Source organism: Pseudomonas sp. MDT1-85 (assembly GCF_054898065.1).
The window spans coordinates 80,280-96,432 of the sequence record NZ_CM142715.1; the positions used below are offsets into that span (position 1 = coordinate 80,280).

Sequence of the window (16,153 nt, forward strand, 5' to 3'; positions counted from 1 at the left end):
CCTGGGGGCTTCCTTGAGGGGCGCAGTCTAAAGGAAAACGGGGCATTGAGTGATTAATCACGGTGCCCGTTTCACCTCTGAAATTTCGAACGGAAAATCGACTAGCAACCATCGGCATCCCTGCATTGAACCCAGCCCCGAATCTCCTTTCCTTTGGGGGTTTTAAACATGACTTTCAGCCACCCAGCCTCAACCCCTTCCTGCAACACCGAGTCGTCCTTGATCAAATACATTTTCGTCATGTCCGCCAAAACGGGCGAACTGTAAATCGAGGCCTTTTTGTTAATCGTGAGCGTCACCCTGTCCCCCGCCGCCCAGCGTTTATACGCGGCGGAGTTGAGTTTGGCGGCGATGTCATCAGCGGTTTTATAGGGGAACGTGTATATCAACTCCTCCGACTCGGGATCGCGGGCAATATCGCCGCCGTTCCCAAAATAGTTCGACAGCCGCTCATCTCTGACGTAACCCGCCGTCGTACGGGCATAGGCGTGAACGGTGTAGTAATCGCCCAAATAATTAACGCCCGTATCGGCTCTGATTCCGACCGCATGAATGACGAAAAGCATCGGCTCGGCGTCGGGTTCAGCCTGAGCCAAGAAAGCCGCTTGCACCCGCCCGGTGGCCGCCAAAAATGGCAGCCCGCCGATGTTCTTTTTTGAACCGTCAGCACAATCTACGAAATCGACGTCAATGGCGACGTCGTCGGGGTCTTGGGATTCAGGCAGTTTGGCGTAGTTGAAAACGATAGAGCCCGAGTTTGTGCTGAGCGCTGGGAATGCTTCACTTTTTGGGAGTTTACAGGTGATCCTGGAAAGGAGCTTTTTCAGGCTTGATCTCTCACTTTCATAAGTGTTGCACTGAGAAACAACGACAAAGCCCTTCGTGGTTTCTGCTTGAAGCGTGTTGCAGATCAATCCGAATCCTTCAACACCGCCCGGGCCAGGATAGATGACGTTTTTCATGTCCAACAGCTTCCAGCCTCGCTGCCTCATCGACGCTTTTGCTGTCGCCGCAGCGTCCGAAAATTCCATGATTGATTCAGCATCAGGCAGTTCGATCAGCGTGTTGTAGCGCTGTGCATTGTCGATTCCGACGACCGCCAAAATGTCCTGCAGGTTTTTCCCGGTGACAATGACGGTGGGGAGATTGTCGAAGTTGTTGGCGTAGTCGGGTTGGCTACGCGACACAAGCTTGAGTATGTTCACGCCCCCTTCCTGAATACAGCTCGCGACCTTCAGTTCTGTTTGAGGCACATCGAACGGGCAAGGTTGATCTTCAGCGAATGCATCCGCGCCCCCCAGGAACAGACTCAGAACAACAGCGCCCCTCAGAGCCGCCCTGAAGCCGCATCCTTTTTTAAAAATACAATCCATGTCGATCACTCAAAAAACCTTCAGTTTAACCGGCTCAGGCGCCGTGTTTAAGAACGCTCAATCATCTGCCTACATTTACTTCGACACCATCGGACATTTCCTTCAACACGCCGGGCTGTTCATGAACTATCCGGCGATTGCGTTCACCGATAACCTCTGTTCGTCACCGCAAAATCGGTGACACGGACGTGCAAGTCCGGCGGGATACACAATGGTTATGGCAATTCATCGAGCATTTTTCTATGCTCGCGAACCGTTATGGCTGCTGTGTATGGGAGACCTTCGGGTCTGCCGGGTAATCCCGCCGGTCTTGCACACCTATGCACAGCTGCCACCTCTTTCGAAGTGCACGCGAAACGGTGTCGGCTCCTTAATTGCGGGATTACATCTATGTTCAAGCCAACACCAAATCCTCCTGAAAACGAAGCCACATCCCCCTACGAATCCTTCGATTCGAAAAAACTCCACGAAGCCGCCGAACGAGCCCTAAACCATCACTTCGGCCCGTTGCCCAACGAAAAACCCAAACGCAAAGGCAAGCTCTTCACCGTCTCTCCCGACATCGACACCGAAGCCCTCCTGACCAGTGCCTCGGAAGACCTGAAGTCCATCAGCGCCATCGCTACGGATCTGGCTGATGACGTGGAAGGTTCGCGCCGCTCGGTAGCCCTGGCGTTGAGTCGATTGGCGGATGGGGTGCACTTATTGGTGGAACGAGCACTGGATAATATTGATTCGCCGGATCCCGGGGGACATCGGGCCGCAGCGTAGTAAAAGTACGAAGGGGACTTAATGTCCCCTTCTTCAGCGTTTATACCTGCACGGCGAAATTTACAGGCAGTGACTGGCCTTTATGTCTGAGCCTTGCGAAACCAAACGCTTCATGCCGTCGCTACCCTGCGGGCTACCTTTATCAACTGACAACTGATAACAGGCCAACGCCCGGGACATATCCTTTGTTCCCAGCTGGCCATTCTCAAAAGAAGACCCCAGGTAGTTCATCGCATCTGTGGAGCCCATGGAAACCGCGCGAATAACCTCCCTTTCTGCCTGCTCGGGGTGCAGGCAAGGTCCGTTATAGTCGGTGGAATTACCGTTACAAAAATAAGTGGCATAACCGAGCGCGCCGCTCGGTGTCGTCGATGCCGCTTTGAACAAAGCCTCAAGCTTGCTGGTTTCCAATTGAGGCGCCATCTGCGAAAGACTCAAACTTGCCGCCGACAGACTCGCCTCTGGATCACCCGACTCCGCAGCACAGACATAGTTTTCCAGGACGCTTCAATCAACTCCCCAGTCAGACGGTATCGTTCAAGAAACCCTAACCCACCCAAGCCCTCAGCACGTTGATAACAAAGGTTCTCCGCGCGGCTCATTCCGGGTCTACCGGGTGCGACAAGCTCCTTCTCGCTGATCGACCAGTCTTCAATCCCCACCAGCGACCAACACGACTTTTTAACAAAGTTAAAAATCTTGATGTTGCTGTTACCGGCCCGTTTATCCACAACGTTCATGTGAGTGTCGTCGACCGTTTCGATCTCAACCCCTTCAGTCTTGCCTTCCAGCGCAGCCATCAACGGAAACGCCAAACTGGAGCCAGTCTCCGCAGTAATAAGAGGTTCAAATCGACCCGGGTCTTCTGTCCGCTTCAACACCAGTATCTTCACCGCCAGCGCAGTGAGGCGCTTCTGGGACTCAGCATTGGCGGAGAACGCAGGCAGAAACTGAGCAAAGTTCTGGGACGGACACGAGACGTCTGATCCTCGCCCAACAGCTGAACCACTCATGATCTCGGGCGCGATATTGTCCAGAAAGACTGTACGCTCACGGCTCTTTCTTGCGATGCAATTGTTCACCGTCGCTATATAGGCGGACGTGCCTGGCTTAATCTCAAACGCTTCGAGCGGACAATTCGCATCACGCAATTTTATCTACGCACGCTGCGCTTCTTTGACCTTCGCCGTATACGCCGCCCCCGTCTCGGGTTCGGCTCGGTACTGCGCTTCGAGTCGAGCCATTAGCTGGTGATAACTCGTATTCAACTGTGAATCGGCAGCGTCCTTCGCGACCTCAGAACACCTGTCAATTTGCTCACTTGTAGTGATCTCGTTGCAATCATCCTGCGCAAACGCAGTGGGCAAACCTGGCAGGCCACTAAGTGCTGCGCCAATGAGGAGGCTGATAAAGCGATTCATCCAAATCATCCTTGCTGTTTTTTTCAACACCCCCCTTAAGAGGGGGTTATGGCGTATTCAGGTGTTTTTTCACGTAAGCCTTTATTGAGGCGGCGTCCTTATAAGCAAACGTCTGTGGCACACCGTCACTAAAGCCGTCAATCCCGCTTAAGTACCTATTAGCCTGAATCAACTGATTGGGGATCAACTTACCATTGCTATGTCGCGCATAGGCATAAATTTGATACAGAGTACCGTAGGTACCAATTCCTCTATGGTTAATTTCCCATGAGACCAAAACAAAGACATTCCTTACATCCTGAACCGGATAAAAAAATATCGATTCGACCTTAGGTGGCGAACCAGAAACATCAAATTTATCAACTAACTGTCTAGCCGATACTCCATCGCTGTTTTTCACGTCAAGGACTAGAGACACCGGATACTCAGCATCTCCCGTTTCCAAAGCCGATAACTCCGCATTTTCGACGACAGTTGTTTTATAGGGCCCATCTATTACCGCTCCCCGCAGATAGAGGCTATCATCCTGAGCCACGGCGACCCTACAGAACATAAATACCAATAATACAAAACAAAATTTACGCATCGTAGCAACCTGCTTAAGAAAAAAATAAATGAGCAACCAACAAGCGGGGCTAAGCACTGGGCACGGATTTATTTTAACGATAGTCGACGCATCAGAAAAAAATCACTTCCAATCACACCCGCCATCTTTGATGTTTAACAAAAATAAATCTTCCCCTTTTTGCCTCTCCTCGTTGTAAAAACTAATTTTTGCTAGGCGTAATGGCCTCAAATGATGCCCTGATATCAGACAACTTAGGATCACTTCTCAGGTTAGACCTAGGTACACATGCAGAAAATTTAACCGTGGTATCTTTCACACCCTTCAACCCATAGAAACAGTCGAGCCACAGGCCTGTTTTTTCTAACGAAAATTTATTCTTAGCAGCAGCGATGTCTCCATCAGAGTTCCAAAACATAAAAGCAGACATTATTACTCGGACGGCAGCAGAACCCGATGCCGAGGAATGACCAAGATCTACCGAGCCCGCCTCAGACTCTTGATGTAATGCATCATCAACGGCATAGCTGTATATATACTTACCATGACTATCAAAACGCCCCGACGCACTCAAACTCGTCTCAAACTCAACCGGTTCCACAATGAAAACGCTCTCCTCAGTCAGTATATCTGGATTTAAATTAACGTTCGAAACCAAGTCCCCATAGCAAACCCCATCCTCAGCTCTCACGTTCAATTTAAAACCAGGAATCTCCGGAATTACAACTCCACACACATCCAGAGACTCGGACTGAGCCACCGACGAAAGCGTAATAAAAGGTAAGCCACCAAGCAACATGAACAACACTTTCATTAAAACGATCTCTTACGAGAAAACGGAAAACCGGGAACAGACCTCGTTTTCAGATCATTATTGAAACGTGGTCTGTCCCCATTTCACTCATGCGAAGAACAATAAAAACATGGGTAGTTTTACCAATAATTATTAGTTTTAAGCCTGCCGACCTGCACAACCAACCTAATAGACCGCTAAAGGAAACATGAAATAGCTATATTTCTTATTATCGCCAGTTTTCGATATCCAACTACCTTTATAGCCCTCACCATCTGCTTTTCCGGAAAACTGAGCCCTCTCCTTTTTGGTACCTGCTACATATTCAGTCAAAGTCATGGCACCAGCCTCAATACAGCCGTCAAATGCAATTTTTTCTGATGAGTTTTTGTATTTGTATACGCCACTGCTTTGGCAAGAATTTTCTTTAAGGTCGCTTATAAACCAAGCAGATTTTGCAATCCTTCCTACATACGGCACTGAACCATTTTTAGACTTCAACGCACAATTTGAGTAACAAGCCATCCGAAATATGTCTGGCTCCTTAGTTTCCATAAACAAATAGGTTGCAGTGCCAGTTACTTTTTTCGCCGTATACACAGGAACGCTTACCGCCAACGCACCTCCCGCCGTAGCTGATGGAGCGTCTTTTTTTACTTTCACATTTTCTCCGACAGCCTCACCACAGACAGAAGCAATGGCCAACTCACTAAGAGATGAGCCTGCTTGATCAACCAACTCTGCAGGGTTTCCTCTGCACTCATACCCGTACCAAGTAGGTCCTGACTGCATCGATATCTCTAGAGAAAAACTATAAATTCTATCGATAGCTACTTTTTCTTTGTCATAATCAAACGTCACCCATTGACGGGTTTTAGAAGAAGAAAAATTCTGACTCTCCAATATGTATTTATTGCCATATCGATAGAGCCAATTTGAACTCATAGCTCCCATAGGCTCAGGAGTTGTGGCGACCTTGGTTCCTGTAGATGAATTAATCAAAAAACCATTTTCATCTAGAACAATCGCACAACCATCGGCTTTATCCTTTCCTGCCATACATGTTTTATATTGTGGAAACAATGGCTCAGCATAGACAAATGTCGACGCACAGACCATGAGAACAAAAGCGCAGAACTTCAATTTTTCACCCTCAGGATAAGATCTTCGAATTTTTCAGCATAAAATTTAAATACATTTGCCCTGTCAGATCCGTTAATAATTTTACGTGCAGTAAAGTAATTTTTATTACTAGGAGACAGGTGCGCTGCCAACGTATTCCCGTGCGAAAAAATACCATCTCGCATACCGCCCAACATGATTCTTGTCGTACTTTCAAGATCTAGTGCCAGCTCGGGATCACCGGTAAAATCTATTCCTAAAGCTGTAGAAAATTTCTCGTAATTTATCTTCCACGTAATTTGAACCAGCCCACGACCTCTGTATTTGAAACCATCTCCGATCTCGGTGTTATGGTTTGAAACCGCCATTGAAACTCGGCGCCCAGTTGGACCACAACCATAGTCAACTTCTGCATCATCATAAGAAATTTTTTCACAAATAGGACCGAAAAAAGCTCTTCTATTCCAATCATAAGACTCGACTCGAATGGTGGCCAGCATATAGGCCAAGTAAACATCATTACAACCGTCGAAATATTCACCCCATAACTTTGCAATCATTCCCAGAAGGCTTTTAAGATTGTCTTCTGACACTTGATTTAATGGGTGCTGCAGCGAAACGTGAGAACTTGCCTCAAACCAACCAAATACATGTTGGTGTTCCTTCTTGTATTCATCTACAAATTTATCTATATTTATGCAGCCGCACGAATATTTAATACAATTCGCAATTAGACCAACCGGATGAATATGTTGGACATTTGCATCAGCGGTGAGACCATGCTGACCCGATAATCTCCCCCACCAACTAAGGCGTTCAATTCTTGCCTTCTCTTCTACCCAGCTTTTATGGGGATCAGAATCGCTGTGCCCAATTATTTCATCCAGAGCATCCCATTTTTCTTTTTTATAGTTCCATTCATTTTCATAGCGTGTAACCATTTGCGATATCGGTTGCGAGAACCAAGGTTTATTCAGCGCTTCAGCTATTTCAGAAGGTGCTAATTTTTTATCCCCATTCCTATCGAGGATTTTGTACAAAGTCTCGGTGACCGAACCCGCCGCCGCAGTTTCAACACTTGGCAAGTATGCTTCACGCTCCTGCTCATTGAGGCTTTCCTGTGCATGAAGGAAAGCAGCAAAGTGGTCAGCGTTGCTGACGGTTTCGTCAATGAAAGTAAAGCCTTCCCACTCAAAGGGTGAATGACGCGACAGAGTGGTATCCGGCTCCGCAAACCAGCCATTGATGCCATCGCCGTGTTCGTCTCCGAGCAAACCGTCTAAACGCCACCAATAAGTGGTCGTGGTCGTTCCATTCATGACAACTGACTCTTTGATCTTCTTCTCCGCCGGCAGTCCTTCAAGTAAACCTACAGGAATGAAAAAGTCATACGCCACTTCGCTACTCGGATCAGCAGCTTTCGGTGGATTGGTCGCGCTCATACTTTGCGAATGAGTAATCAACCGTGAGCCTTTGGGTATCTTGACCAGCGTCTTTTCGGCGGCAGGTAAACTGACACCCTTGGGCTTACTTTGGCCAGTAAACGCCTTCACATCCTCACAACTAAAAACCTCTAGGTGCAGGAGATTCTTCGGAACAGCATCTGAATGGTTCTGATATTTGCCAACATGCCCCAGAACCTCACCTGCCTTGATCTTGTATGTCGGAGTGAGGACGACAACATCCCCCATCGGGCTATGCGGCTCACTCTGTGGAGTAAGTGATTGCGACCAAATAAACCCCGGAAGTTTCCCATCCGCGCCGGGTATCAGGGCGGGTGTTGCCTGACCACTGACGATTTCGGCAAGTTTACGGAAGTTATTAGGGCTCGGTTCGTCACCAAGTCGTATTCGCGTACCTGCTGGTAAATGGCTAAGTGGTAGGCCGCTAGTGTGAGCATCACGAACATTCGCTCCGTGCTGAGCGCCACCGGGAATAGGGTCTTGTGCTTCATTACCCACGAAGTACTTTCCGCCACCCAAGTCCTTCAATTGGCCCTTGAACACCCATCCATTCGCAGGCAAGCCTGCAATCTCTGGGCTGACGCTAACAACTGCCACCCAATTTTGATTGGCTGGGGCAGGCTGCGTAACCACGGTTGTCCCGCGGGGCAAAACTGCCAAGACCGGAAAGTGCCCGGCGTTACCGCTTCGCATCCGGATGCCTAAAGGCTTGTCCGGAGCGTTGGCTTTAACTTCATAAAGGCCTTTCCCCCAAAACCCCGGTGGTTTAAGCGTCGGATTCGTCTTGTAATTCTCCCAATCCAGCAGGTGCATATAAAGACTGAAGAACGTCAGGCTTGGCCCGGCTGCAGGAGCTGGCGCAGGAGGTACCGGAAACTCAAGCCGATGCTTAACCAACACAAACCCCGTTGAATAAACCGAATGCGTCGAGCCAAAATCAGAAGTCGGGTACTTCTCGTCAATGCGGTATGCGACTACCTCTCCATCAGCGATGCATCTGACCTCTGTCAGATCGTTGACCAACCCCGAGTCTTCATCGAAATGAACGCCTCCATGCCAAAGACCGTTGGCACCTAATGGATAGTAACCATCCTTGGCCTTCGCCAGCGCCTTGTAAAACTGCTGTGGATCCGTCGCCTCTGCTGTCCCTACTTTCAGGGGATACGACCATTTTTCTACTTTGCTTGTTGTTTCAGTCATTACCAATTACCTAAATCCTGATCCCTGGTGGCTTGGATTGCCGTCTATGTCGATTAGCCAGAAAAATTGAGCATTCGTTTTGGTTTACGTTTGATCTGCTCTTCGGGCGAATTCCCCAACGCCTGATCCATCAAACTCCCCGCCTTATCCTTATCCGCCGCCCCCGGCAGCACCGGTGGCTTAATCCCAATCCCGGTCCCACTCCCCGCCGACCCACCGGCATTAATCTTCACCACAGGCCCAACAACCGTCACACCACCCGCATCGAGCTTGATAAAACTCCCACCGGCCTTAACCGTGAGCTCCATCCCTGCTTCGATGACGATTTTGTCCCCAGCCTTGAGGTGAATCTCTTTCCCAACGCTAGTCAGCTGCGCAGTCCCCAACTTCACATGCTGGTTCTGCCCAATCGTCAGGTGATCATCCACCCGCACTTCGCTCTTGCGATCAGCAATCGTGGTCCGATGCTCTTCAGCCTTCAGCTCGGTGTAGGTGTTCTTCACCACAGTGTCGTGGCGTTCATTCCCGACCCGAATCTTCTGATCATGCTCAATGTTTTCATCCCAATCCCGCTGGGCATGAATAAAGATCTGCTCCGCGCCTTTCTTGTCTTCAATCCGCAGTTCATTGAACCCACCGCCCCCCGGCGAGCTGAGGGTTTTGAATACGGTGCGGGTTTTGTTCGCAGGCAATTCGTAGGGAACCTGGTTTTCCTTGTGGTACAGGCACCCAGTCACCAACGGCTGATCGGGATCCCCTTCGAGGAAGGTGACGAGCACTTCCATACCGATCCGCGGAATGGCGATGGCGCCATATCGATCACCCGCCCAACTCGAAGAGACACGCATCCAGCAGCTGGTTTTGTCATCCGCCACCCCTTCGCGGTCCCAGTGGAATTGCACTTTGATGCGGCCGTATTGGTCGCAGTGGATTTCTTCGCCTTTGGGACCGGTGACCATGGCGGTCTGGCTGCCGAGGACGCGTGGCTTTGGGTGTTCCAGCGCGGGGCGGTAGAACACGGCCCATGGGGTGGCGAGGAAACGGTTGCGATAGCCTTGGTGGAAGTCGTCTTTGTTGTCGGTGGTGTCGCTGGTCACGCCTTCTTCGAGCACTTGCGGCTGTTTGCCTTCGTGGACGACTTCGGTGAGCAGCCAGAGGTCGTTCCACTCGGTGCGCGGGTGGTCGGAGATTTCCAGGAAGTGGCCGCTGACGAGGGTGGTCTGGTCGCCATGGCCTTCGGCTTGCTGGTAGTCGGCGCGGTGGCGTTCCAGGGCGCGCTGGCTGAGGAATTTGCCGCGCGCGCGGTCGAGGAAGCGGCCGGGGTAGTCGTAGTCTTCGAGGTCCGGTTCGGTGCTTTCGCCGTCGGGTTTGCCGTCGGGTTTGCCGTCGGGTTTATAGCCGGCTTCAAGTTGCAGGCGCGGTTTTTCGAAGTCGTAGTCGCGGCGGGTAGTCCGACTGGTGCGGGTCTCCAGGCGCAGTTTGAAGCCTTTGATCACTGGCTCGTCGGCGACCATGCCACTGCCTTGCACATAAGCGGTGGGCTGGCCGAGTTTCGGGAACACCGTTTGATCGTCACCGAATACCAATAAATGACCTTTGGAGGTGTGCTGGAAGTGGTAGTGAATGCCTTCCTCCTCGCACAGGCGCTGGACGAAGTGCAGGTCGGTTTCGTCGTATTGCACGCAGTAGTCGCGGTCCGGGCACGGGGTGCTCAACTGGAAGCGGTAGGCGTTGCCTTTGATGCCGTGTTCTTCGAGGATCAGCGCGATGATTTTCGGCGCCGACATCTGCTGGTAGATGCGCTGGTTGGTGCGGTGATGCAGGTATTGCAGGTGCGGCACCAGGGAGACTTTGTAGCGGGTCAGGCGCTTGCCGGCGTCACCTTGGGCGACGCGGTAAATCTGGCCGTGGATGCCGGAACCCTTTGGGTCGAATGCGAGGAACGCCTGTTTGTGCAGGAGCTTTTCCAGGTCCAGGTCGGGGTTTTCGCTGACCAGTTCCAGGTCGAAGCGATACGGCTGGCTAATGCCTTCGGTGCCGGTGAACGACAGCACTTGCAGGTCGCCGACGTAGTCTTCGACGGTGAGGCTGAAGTGCGTTTCGTTAGCTGAGTTGAACATTGCTTGCTCCCTGTTCGGTAGTCATCCGTTACGCCCGCAGTCGAAGGCGTTGCAGCAAAGACGAAGTGGCGCCCATAGCGTCACGCAGTTGGGCGGCAGTGATTGTTCGATCTGCCGCATCGAAAGCCAGCGCCTTTCGCAGGGCTGACCAGCAGTGTTTCGGTAGATTTCGAGGTGCGTGCAGCTCGCGGTCGAGGTGCGCGTCGCGGGCCTCGATCGACGACAAGCGGCGGAACGGGTGTTTGCCGCCCGCCAGTTCGTAGATCACGCAGGCCACGCCGTACACGTCCGCGCTGGTCGACAGCGGCTGGCCTTCGAGCAGTTCGGGGGCGGCGTAGCCGGGGGTCCAGGCGTTGAAGCGGTTGCGGCTCAGGTGCGGCAGGCCGGGCAGGATGCCCTCTTCTGCCTGGCCGAGGCCGAAGTCGAAGAGGCGCACGCCTTCTTCGCTGAGCATGACGTTGCTCGGTTTCATGTCGCCGTGCAGCACGCCGCGAGCGTGGGCGTAGGCCAGCGCGTCGAGCAGCGGCAGCGCGATGTCGCGCAGTTCTTTCCACGGCAGACCCAGGGGCCGCTCGCAGAGTAATTTGTCCAGGGTCAGCCCACGCATGAGTTCCATGGTGATGAAGGCGCGCTGGCAGTCGGTGTCCACTTCAAAGGTGTGCGGTCGCAGCACGTTGTTGTGGCGCAGGCGTCGGGTCAGGGCGAACTCGCTGTAGAGCAAGGCGCTGGCGTCCGGCGATTCGGCAAATTCTTCGCTGAGGATTTTCAGCGCGATGTAAGGGTCGGGATCGCCGAACTGTTCATGCAGCAGATCCCGCGCACGGTAAACCGCGCCCATGCCACCGGCACCGAGCAGGCGCTCGATGCGGTAACGCCCTGCGAGCACGTCCGGCAGTTCGCCGATACTGGCCCGGGTCGGCGCCAGCGCAGGCTCGGCCTTATGCGGCTTTCCGTTTAGAGGCTTTCCGTTTAAAGGCTTGGCGAAGGCGAAGTAAGTCAGGTTATTGGCTTCTTCCTCGGTCACCAGCAGGTCGTCGGTCGGTGGCATGAGTTCAGTCATTGGCGGATCACCACGGCAGTCAGATTGTCCCGGGCCGAGCCACGCAGAGCGCCGTCGAACAGACGCTCCAGCGCAACGTGCGGCGCGGTCAGGCTCAGGGCGTTGCCCAGGGCATCGCTCGTCAGCCCTTGATACAAACCGTCGCTGCACAGCAAAAACGCATCGCCGGGATAGACCTCGAGTTCGAGCACATCCAGGGTCAGTTGCTCGGCAGCCCCGACCGCACGGGTCAGGGCGTGGGCGGCAGGATGAGCCTGGGCTTGCTCGACGCTCATGTTCTGTTCGTCGATCAGTTGCTGTTGCAGCGAATGGTCCTTGGACAGCTGATACAAACGCTGGCCACGCCACAGGTAGCAACGGCTGTCGCCGGCCCAGATGCAGGCCGCGCGATTACCTTCCACCAGCAGCGCCACCACGGTGCTGCCCATGATGCTGTCATGGCGCCCGGCGGTGACGGTCAACTCCTGACCCAAGCGGCGGTTGAGCCAGTGCAGGCACTGGCGAATACCTTTGAGTCGTTCGTCGAAGTCGTCCTGCACCGGCAGTTCCGCCAGGCTGGCGACGATCAACTGGCTGGCGATGTCGCCGCCCTGATGACCGCCCATGCCGTCCGCGACCACCCACAGCCCCTGCTGTGGGCAGTCCAGGAAAGCATCTTCGTTGCGCGCCCGAACCTTGCCGGCGTCGGTACGCGCAGCGCTGCGCCAGGGACTGGCAACCAGCATCAGAGCTGCACCGGCATACGGAAGGTACGCAGCACGCCCATATCGAACGGGTTCGGCGTGCGCTGGCTCGACAGCAAGTAGTTGGCCCGCAGGCCACCCACGTCAGCCTTGAGCACCAGCACGTCGCGACCGGTCAGGTACTCGGTCTGCATCAGGTCGAACAGACGGAACAGCGACCATGGGCCGGTGTTCTTCTCGATGCCGATCGGGCGGCCGGCCATTTTGTCGAGGACCAGGCTGGTGCGACCGTCTTCAGCGTCGGTCGGCCATTTGAACGACACCGGTACGATCGGGCCGTGACGGTATTCAATGGTCTTGTCGCCAAACTTGAACTCGGAACGGCTGACGGCCGGGTCGAGGGTGTACGGCTCCAGTTTGAACTGCACTTGCGGCTCGGCCGGGTTGATCGAGAAGAAGCTCTGGCGGATCACTTGTGCCGCGGCCATCTGGTCGAGGTAGACCTTGGAGATCGGCATGCTGTGACCGTCGATGCTGCGCAGACGGTAGTTGCCTGGATCGCCACTCACGAACGGACGCATGTAGGTTTCAAAGAAGCGATCGTTGATGCCCTGTGCCTTGAAGAACTCGCGGAAGTCACTGATCGCAACGTCGCTGGTGCTGTGGGCGCTGAACGGGTAACGCTTGTTGATCGCCTTGCCGTAGAAGCTGTACAGCTCGCTCTGATAACGCTGGTTCAGGTACTGGTAGGAATCGTTGAGCACCAGACGCCAGGTGTCTTCAGCCAGCACGTTGAACCACACACTTACCGGACGCGGTAGACGGTTCGACGCGTTGCGCAAGTTGCTCAGCGCATCACGCTGGCCGCTCATGCGAGTCTTGGCCATTTCGAACGCTGCCTGGTCCGGCGCGCTGGCACGGGCCAGGCTTGCCAGTTGCAGTTGCAGGTCGTTAAGCGCCGTCAGGGCCGGGGTCAAATCAGCAGCCGGGCCGTTGTTGTCGTCCAGCAAACGGTGCAGCGGTTCGAAGCGGCGTTGCAGGGATTTCTTTGCGGTGTCGGGCAGGTTTTTGATCGCGGCCATGTCCGAAGCCTGGTCTGCTGCGGCAGACGCCAGTTTGCCCAGTTTGCCCAACTTGCCTTTCTGCTCTCCCAGCGCTGCAGCGGCATCAGCGGCTTGATCAACCGGCTCGGCTTCTGCCTGAAAACGGGTGTTCTCGCGCACTTCCACCAGCAGTTGCAGCACCGGGGAATTGGCAGAAGTCAGGCCCGCCAGTTGCTCGGCGCCCTCGCCCGCATCGTTGATCGGTGGCAAGGCAACCTGGCCGACCGCTTCACTCCAGAAGTTGGCGTAGTCGCGGAAGTACAGTTGCTCCAGTTCGACCATCAGGCGACGCAAGTCCATGCCGCTGATGCCCGAGCCTTCGCCCAGCACCCAGTTGTCACGCAGGATATCGGTGACCAGCGCAGAGCCCTGAACCGAGAAGTACTGCTGATAACCCTGTTGGGTGTAGAACCCAGGGATCACGTATTCGGTGCCGACAAACAGCGCACCCTGTGGGCCCAAGTGTTGGCTCAAACGGTATTCCGGCAGGTTGCGGGCCTGCTCGCGCAGCATCCGGTAAACCACGTTGGCCAGCGACTCGCTGCGCAACACCTGACGCGCCTGGGCCACCAGTTGATCGTTCAGTGGGTAGATAAACGGCTGCTTGAGCAAACGCTCGAAGTGCGTGTTCAAACCGTTCTGCACCGACGTGTTGCCCGCGTAACGCTGGGACCATTCACTGGCAACCCAATCCTTGAGCCACGGGCCGTCGCGACGGTCTTTCATGTTCAACATCAGGTACGCACGCAGGCTGTTGAGCAGGCGTTCGCGGTCCTTCATGTTGGCGCGGATCTGCCCTTCCAGCAGGGTCGCAACCTTCGGCAGCAGTTGCGCTTCAAGCTCACGCTCGTAGGCCTCCTTGACCACCGGGTTGACCTCTTCGCCTTGGTACAGGCCGCCACGTTCGTGGTACGACACGTCACCTTTTTTCGGGAAGACCTGAGTCGCCGCATAGCTGGTGTCGAGGGTCTTGAGCACTGCCATGGAATCATCACGCGCGGTCAGGGCCGAGCGCTGTTGAGTCCAGCTTTGTGCCAGGTTACGCAGGTTTTCCAGACGCTCATAGTTGGCCGAGAAACCGCCAGCCCACAGCATGCCAAACAGCGCCAGTGCCGCCAGTGCGCCCACGTACAGGGCACGTTGGCCCCAATGGATGCGGCTGCGTTCGCGCTTGTCCAGACCGGCCAGATCGGCCTCGGGGAAAATCACCCGGCTGAGCAAATGGTGAATGAACCGCGAACGGCCGCTGCGCAGGGTCGGCAGCACGCCAGCGTTCATGCCCAGGTTCGCGCCGATGCCGGCGGTGGTCTGGTCCATCTCTTGCGTCAGGTGCGGTGCGCTGGTCAGGTAGAAACCGCGCAACTGGCTGACACGCTGGTAGCGGTTGCCGGTGAACGCCATGTCGACGAACAGGCACAGGCGCTCGCCGATCTGCCCCAGTTGGTGCGGGAAGTCGAGGATGCGGCCACGGCGCTGGGTGTCGCGCTCCTGGTGCATGCGCATGATCACCTGGCTGTTCAGGCGACGCAGCAGCTCTTCGAACTCGGCGCGCAGCACGGCCACGTCAGTACCGCTCTGCTCTTTGCGGAAGCTGGTGCCGAGTACCTGATCGCTTTCTTCGCGGGTCAGTTGATCGAAGAATTCGTCGAAACCGAGCAGGCGATCGGCCTTGCTCAATACCAGATAAATCGGCACGTCGACGTGCAGTTTCTGATGCACGTCTTGCAGGCGCGCACGCACCTGGCGGGCCAGGGTATCGATGTCCTGCTCACTGCCACCGGTGAGGGTTTCCACCGGGATGGTCACCAGCACGCCGTTCAAGGGACGGTTGCGGCGACGCTTGCGCAACAGGTCGAGCAAAGTGCTCCAGGCGCTGCCATCGACTTCGGCATCCGGCTGGGTCAGGTAACGTCCGGCGGTGTCGATCAGCACGCCGTGATCGGCGAAGTACCAGTCGCAATGCCGAGTGCCGAGGGTGTCGCGGGTGAGTTTGCGGTCGATCTTGTTGATCGGAAACTCAAGGCCCGAGAAGTCCAACAGGCTGGTCTTGCCGCTGCCCTGCGGGCCGATCAGCAAGTACCACGGCAAATCACTGCGCCAGCGCTCGCTGCGACCGCGATAAAGGCTCGAGGTCTTCAGGGTTTTCAGGGCGTCCTTGAAACGCACCTTCAACTCTTTCTGCTCTTCGTCGATCAGCTCTTCACGGCGAATACGGTCCTGGCCGTCTTCGGTTTCTTCCACAGCCTTTTTACGCACACCGGCGCGCCAGCTGACGAAGACCATGGTCAGGCCCCAGATCAGGAACAACGCACTGATGGTCAGCAGGCGGGAGGTCGAACCTTCCCAGAACTTGTAGTCATTGACCGCCAGCAGTGGCCCGACGAACCACACCAACAGCGCGACGAACAGCACCAGCAGCAGGGTCCAGACCCAGGTCTGGCGCAGGAATGCGCCGACTTTCTTGAAAAACTTTTTCATC

At 54.5% G+C, this 16,153-nt stretch carries 10 protein-coding genes and 1 pseudogene; 1 reads left to right on the plus strand and 10 read right to left on the minus strand.

All coding sequences use genetic code 11. The features are described 5' to 3' along the window. Positions 1 to 101: 101 nt before the first annotated feature. Entirely contained in the window at positions 102 to 1,373 is a 1,272-nt protein-coding gene (locus tag ACYZT2_RS00410) for a hypothetical protein (RefSeq protein ID WP_461973294.1), read from the minus strand. Between the two features lie 390 nt (positions 1,374 to 1,763). Here ACYZT2_RS00410 and ACYZT2_RS00415 point away from each other — a divergent pair, with 390 nt between their 5' ends. Continuing rightward, entirely contained in the window at positions 1,764 to 2,144 is a 381-nt protein-coding gene (locus ACYZT2_RS00415; protein WP_461969190.1) for a DUF6124 family protein, read from the plus strand. A gap of 60 nt (positions 2,145 to 2,204) precedes the next feature. Here ACYZT2_RS00415 and ACYZT2_RS00420 read toward each other — a convergent pair. The 9 genes and pseudogenes from ACYZT2_RS00420 to tssM form a co-directional block, all read right to left on the minus strand. Continuing rightward, positions 2,205 to 3,565 (minus strand): annotated as a pseudogene (locus tag ACYZT2_RS00420) (lysozyme inhibitor LprI family protein). Positions 3,566 to 3,611: 46 nt separating this feature from the next. Further along, positions 3,612 to 4,151: a hypothetical protein gene (locus ACYZT2_RS00425; RefSeq protein WP_461969192.1), complete on the minus strand. Its 540-nt coding sequence runs from the start codon at positions 4,149 to 4,151 to the stop codon at positions 3,612 to 3,614. Between the two features lie 181 nt (positions 4,152 to 4,332). Beyond that, on the minus strand, positions 4,333 to 4,944 hold the full coding sequence (locus tag ACYZT2_RS00430; protein ID WP_461969194.1) for a hypothetical protein: 612 nt from the start codon (positions 4,942 to 4,944) through the stop codon (positions 4,333 to 4,335). A 165-nt stretch (positions 4,945 to 5,109) separates the two neighbouring features. After that, positions 5,110 to 6,066 (minus strand): hypothetical protein, encoded by a 957-nt coding sequence (locus ACYZT2_RS00435; protein ID WP_461969196.1) that lies wholly within the window; start codon positions 6,064 to 6,066, stop codon positions 5,110 to 5,112. Then, positions 6,063 to 8,708: a hypothetical protein gene (locus ACYZT2_RS00440; RefSeq protein ID WP_461969198.1), complete on the minus strand. Its 2,646-nt coding sequence runs from the start codon at positions 8,706 to 8,708 to the stop codon at positions 6,063 to 6,065. Before ACYZT2_RS00440 ends, ACYZT2_RS00435 begins: the two co-directional genes overlap by 4 nt. A 53-nt stretch (positions 8,709 to 8,761) precedes the next feature. Beyond that, positions 8,762 to 10,828, minus strand: a complete 2,067-nt coding sequence (locus ACYZT2_RS00445; protein ID WP_461969200.1) for a type VI secretion system Vgr family protein — start codon at positions 10,826 to 10,828, stop codon at positions 8,762 to 8,764. 28 nt (positions 10,829 to 10,856) lie between these two features. Continuing rightward, positions 10,857 to 11,888: a serine/threonine-protein kinase gene (locus ACYZT2_RS00450; RefSeq protein ID WP_461969202.1), complete on the minus strand. Its 1,032-nt coding sequence runs from the start codon at positions 11,886 to 11,888 to the stop codon at positions 10,857 to 10,859. After that, positions 11,885 to 12,613, minus strand: coding sequence for a PP2C family protein-serine/threonine phosphatase (locus ACYZT2_RS00455; RefSeq protein ID WP_461969204.1), 729 nt, complete (start codon positions 12,611 to 12,613; stop codon positions 11,885 to 11,887). Before ACYZT2_RS00455 ends, ACYZT2_RS00450 begins: the two co-directional genes overlap by 4 nt. Then, positions 12,613 to 16,152, minus strand: a complete 3,540-nt coding sequence (gene tssM / locus ACYZT2_RS00460; protein ID WP_461969206.1) for a type VI secretion system membrane subunit TssM — start codon at positions 16,150 to 16,152, stop codon at positions 12,613 to 12,615. Before tssM ends, ACYZT2_RS00455 begins: the two co-directional genes overlap by 1 nt. Between the last annotated feature and the right edge of the window lies 1 nt (position 16,153).

What these genes read in the sequence shown, in the direction of transcription:
- ACYZT2_RS00410 (WP_461973294.1), bottom strand. Translation starts at nt 1,373, where the DNA reads ATGGATTGTATTTTTAAAAAAGGATGCGGCTTCAGGGCGGCTCTGAGG.
- ACYZT2_RS00415 (WP_461969190.1), top strand. Translation starts at nt 1,764, where the DNA reads ATGTTCAAGCCAACACCAAATCCTCCTGAAAACGAAGCCACATCCCCC.
- ACYZT2_RS00425 (WP_461969192.1), bottom strand. Translation starts at nt 4,151, where the DNA reads ATGCGTAAATTTTGTTTTGTATTATTGGTATTTATGTTCTGTAGGGTC.
- ACYZT2_RS00430 (WP_461969194.1), bottom strand. Translation starts at nt 4,944, where the DNA reads ATGAAAGTGTTGTTCATGTTGCTTGGTGGCTTACCTTTTATTACGCTT.
- ACYZT2_RS00440 (WP_461969198.1), bottom strand. Translation starts at nt 8,708, where the DNA reads ATGACTGAAACAACAAGCAAAGTAGAAAAATGGTCGTATCCCCTGAAA.
- ACYZT2_RS00445 (WP_461969200.1), bottom strand. Translation starts at nt 10,828, where the DNA reads ATGTTCAACTCAGCTAACGAAACGCACTTCAGCCTCACCGTCGAAGAC.
- ACYZT2_RS00450 (WP_461969202.1), bottom strand. Translation starts at nt 11,888, where the DNA reads ATGACTGAACTCATGCCACCGACCGACGACCTGCTGGTGACCGAGGAA.
- ACYZT2_RS00455 (WP_461969204.1), bottom strand. Translation starts at nt 12,613, where the DNA reads ATGCTGGTTGCCAGTCCCTGGCGCAGCGCTGCGCGTACCGACGCCGGC.
- tssM (WP_461969206.1), bottom strand. Translation starts at nt 16,152, where the DNA reads ATGAAAAAGTTTTTCAAGAAAGTCGGCGCATTCCTGCGCCAGACCTGG.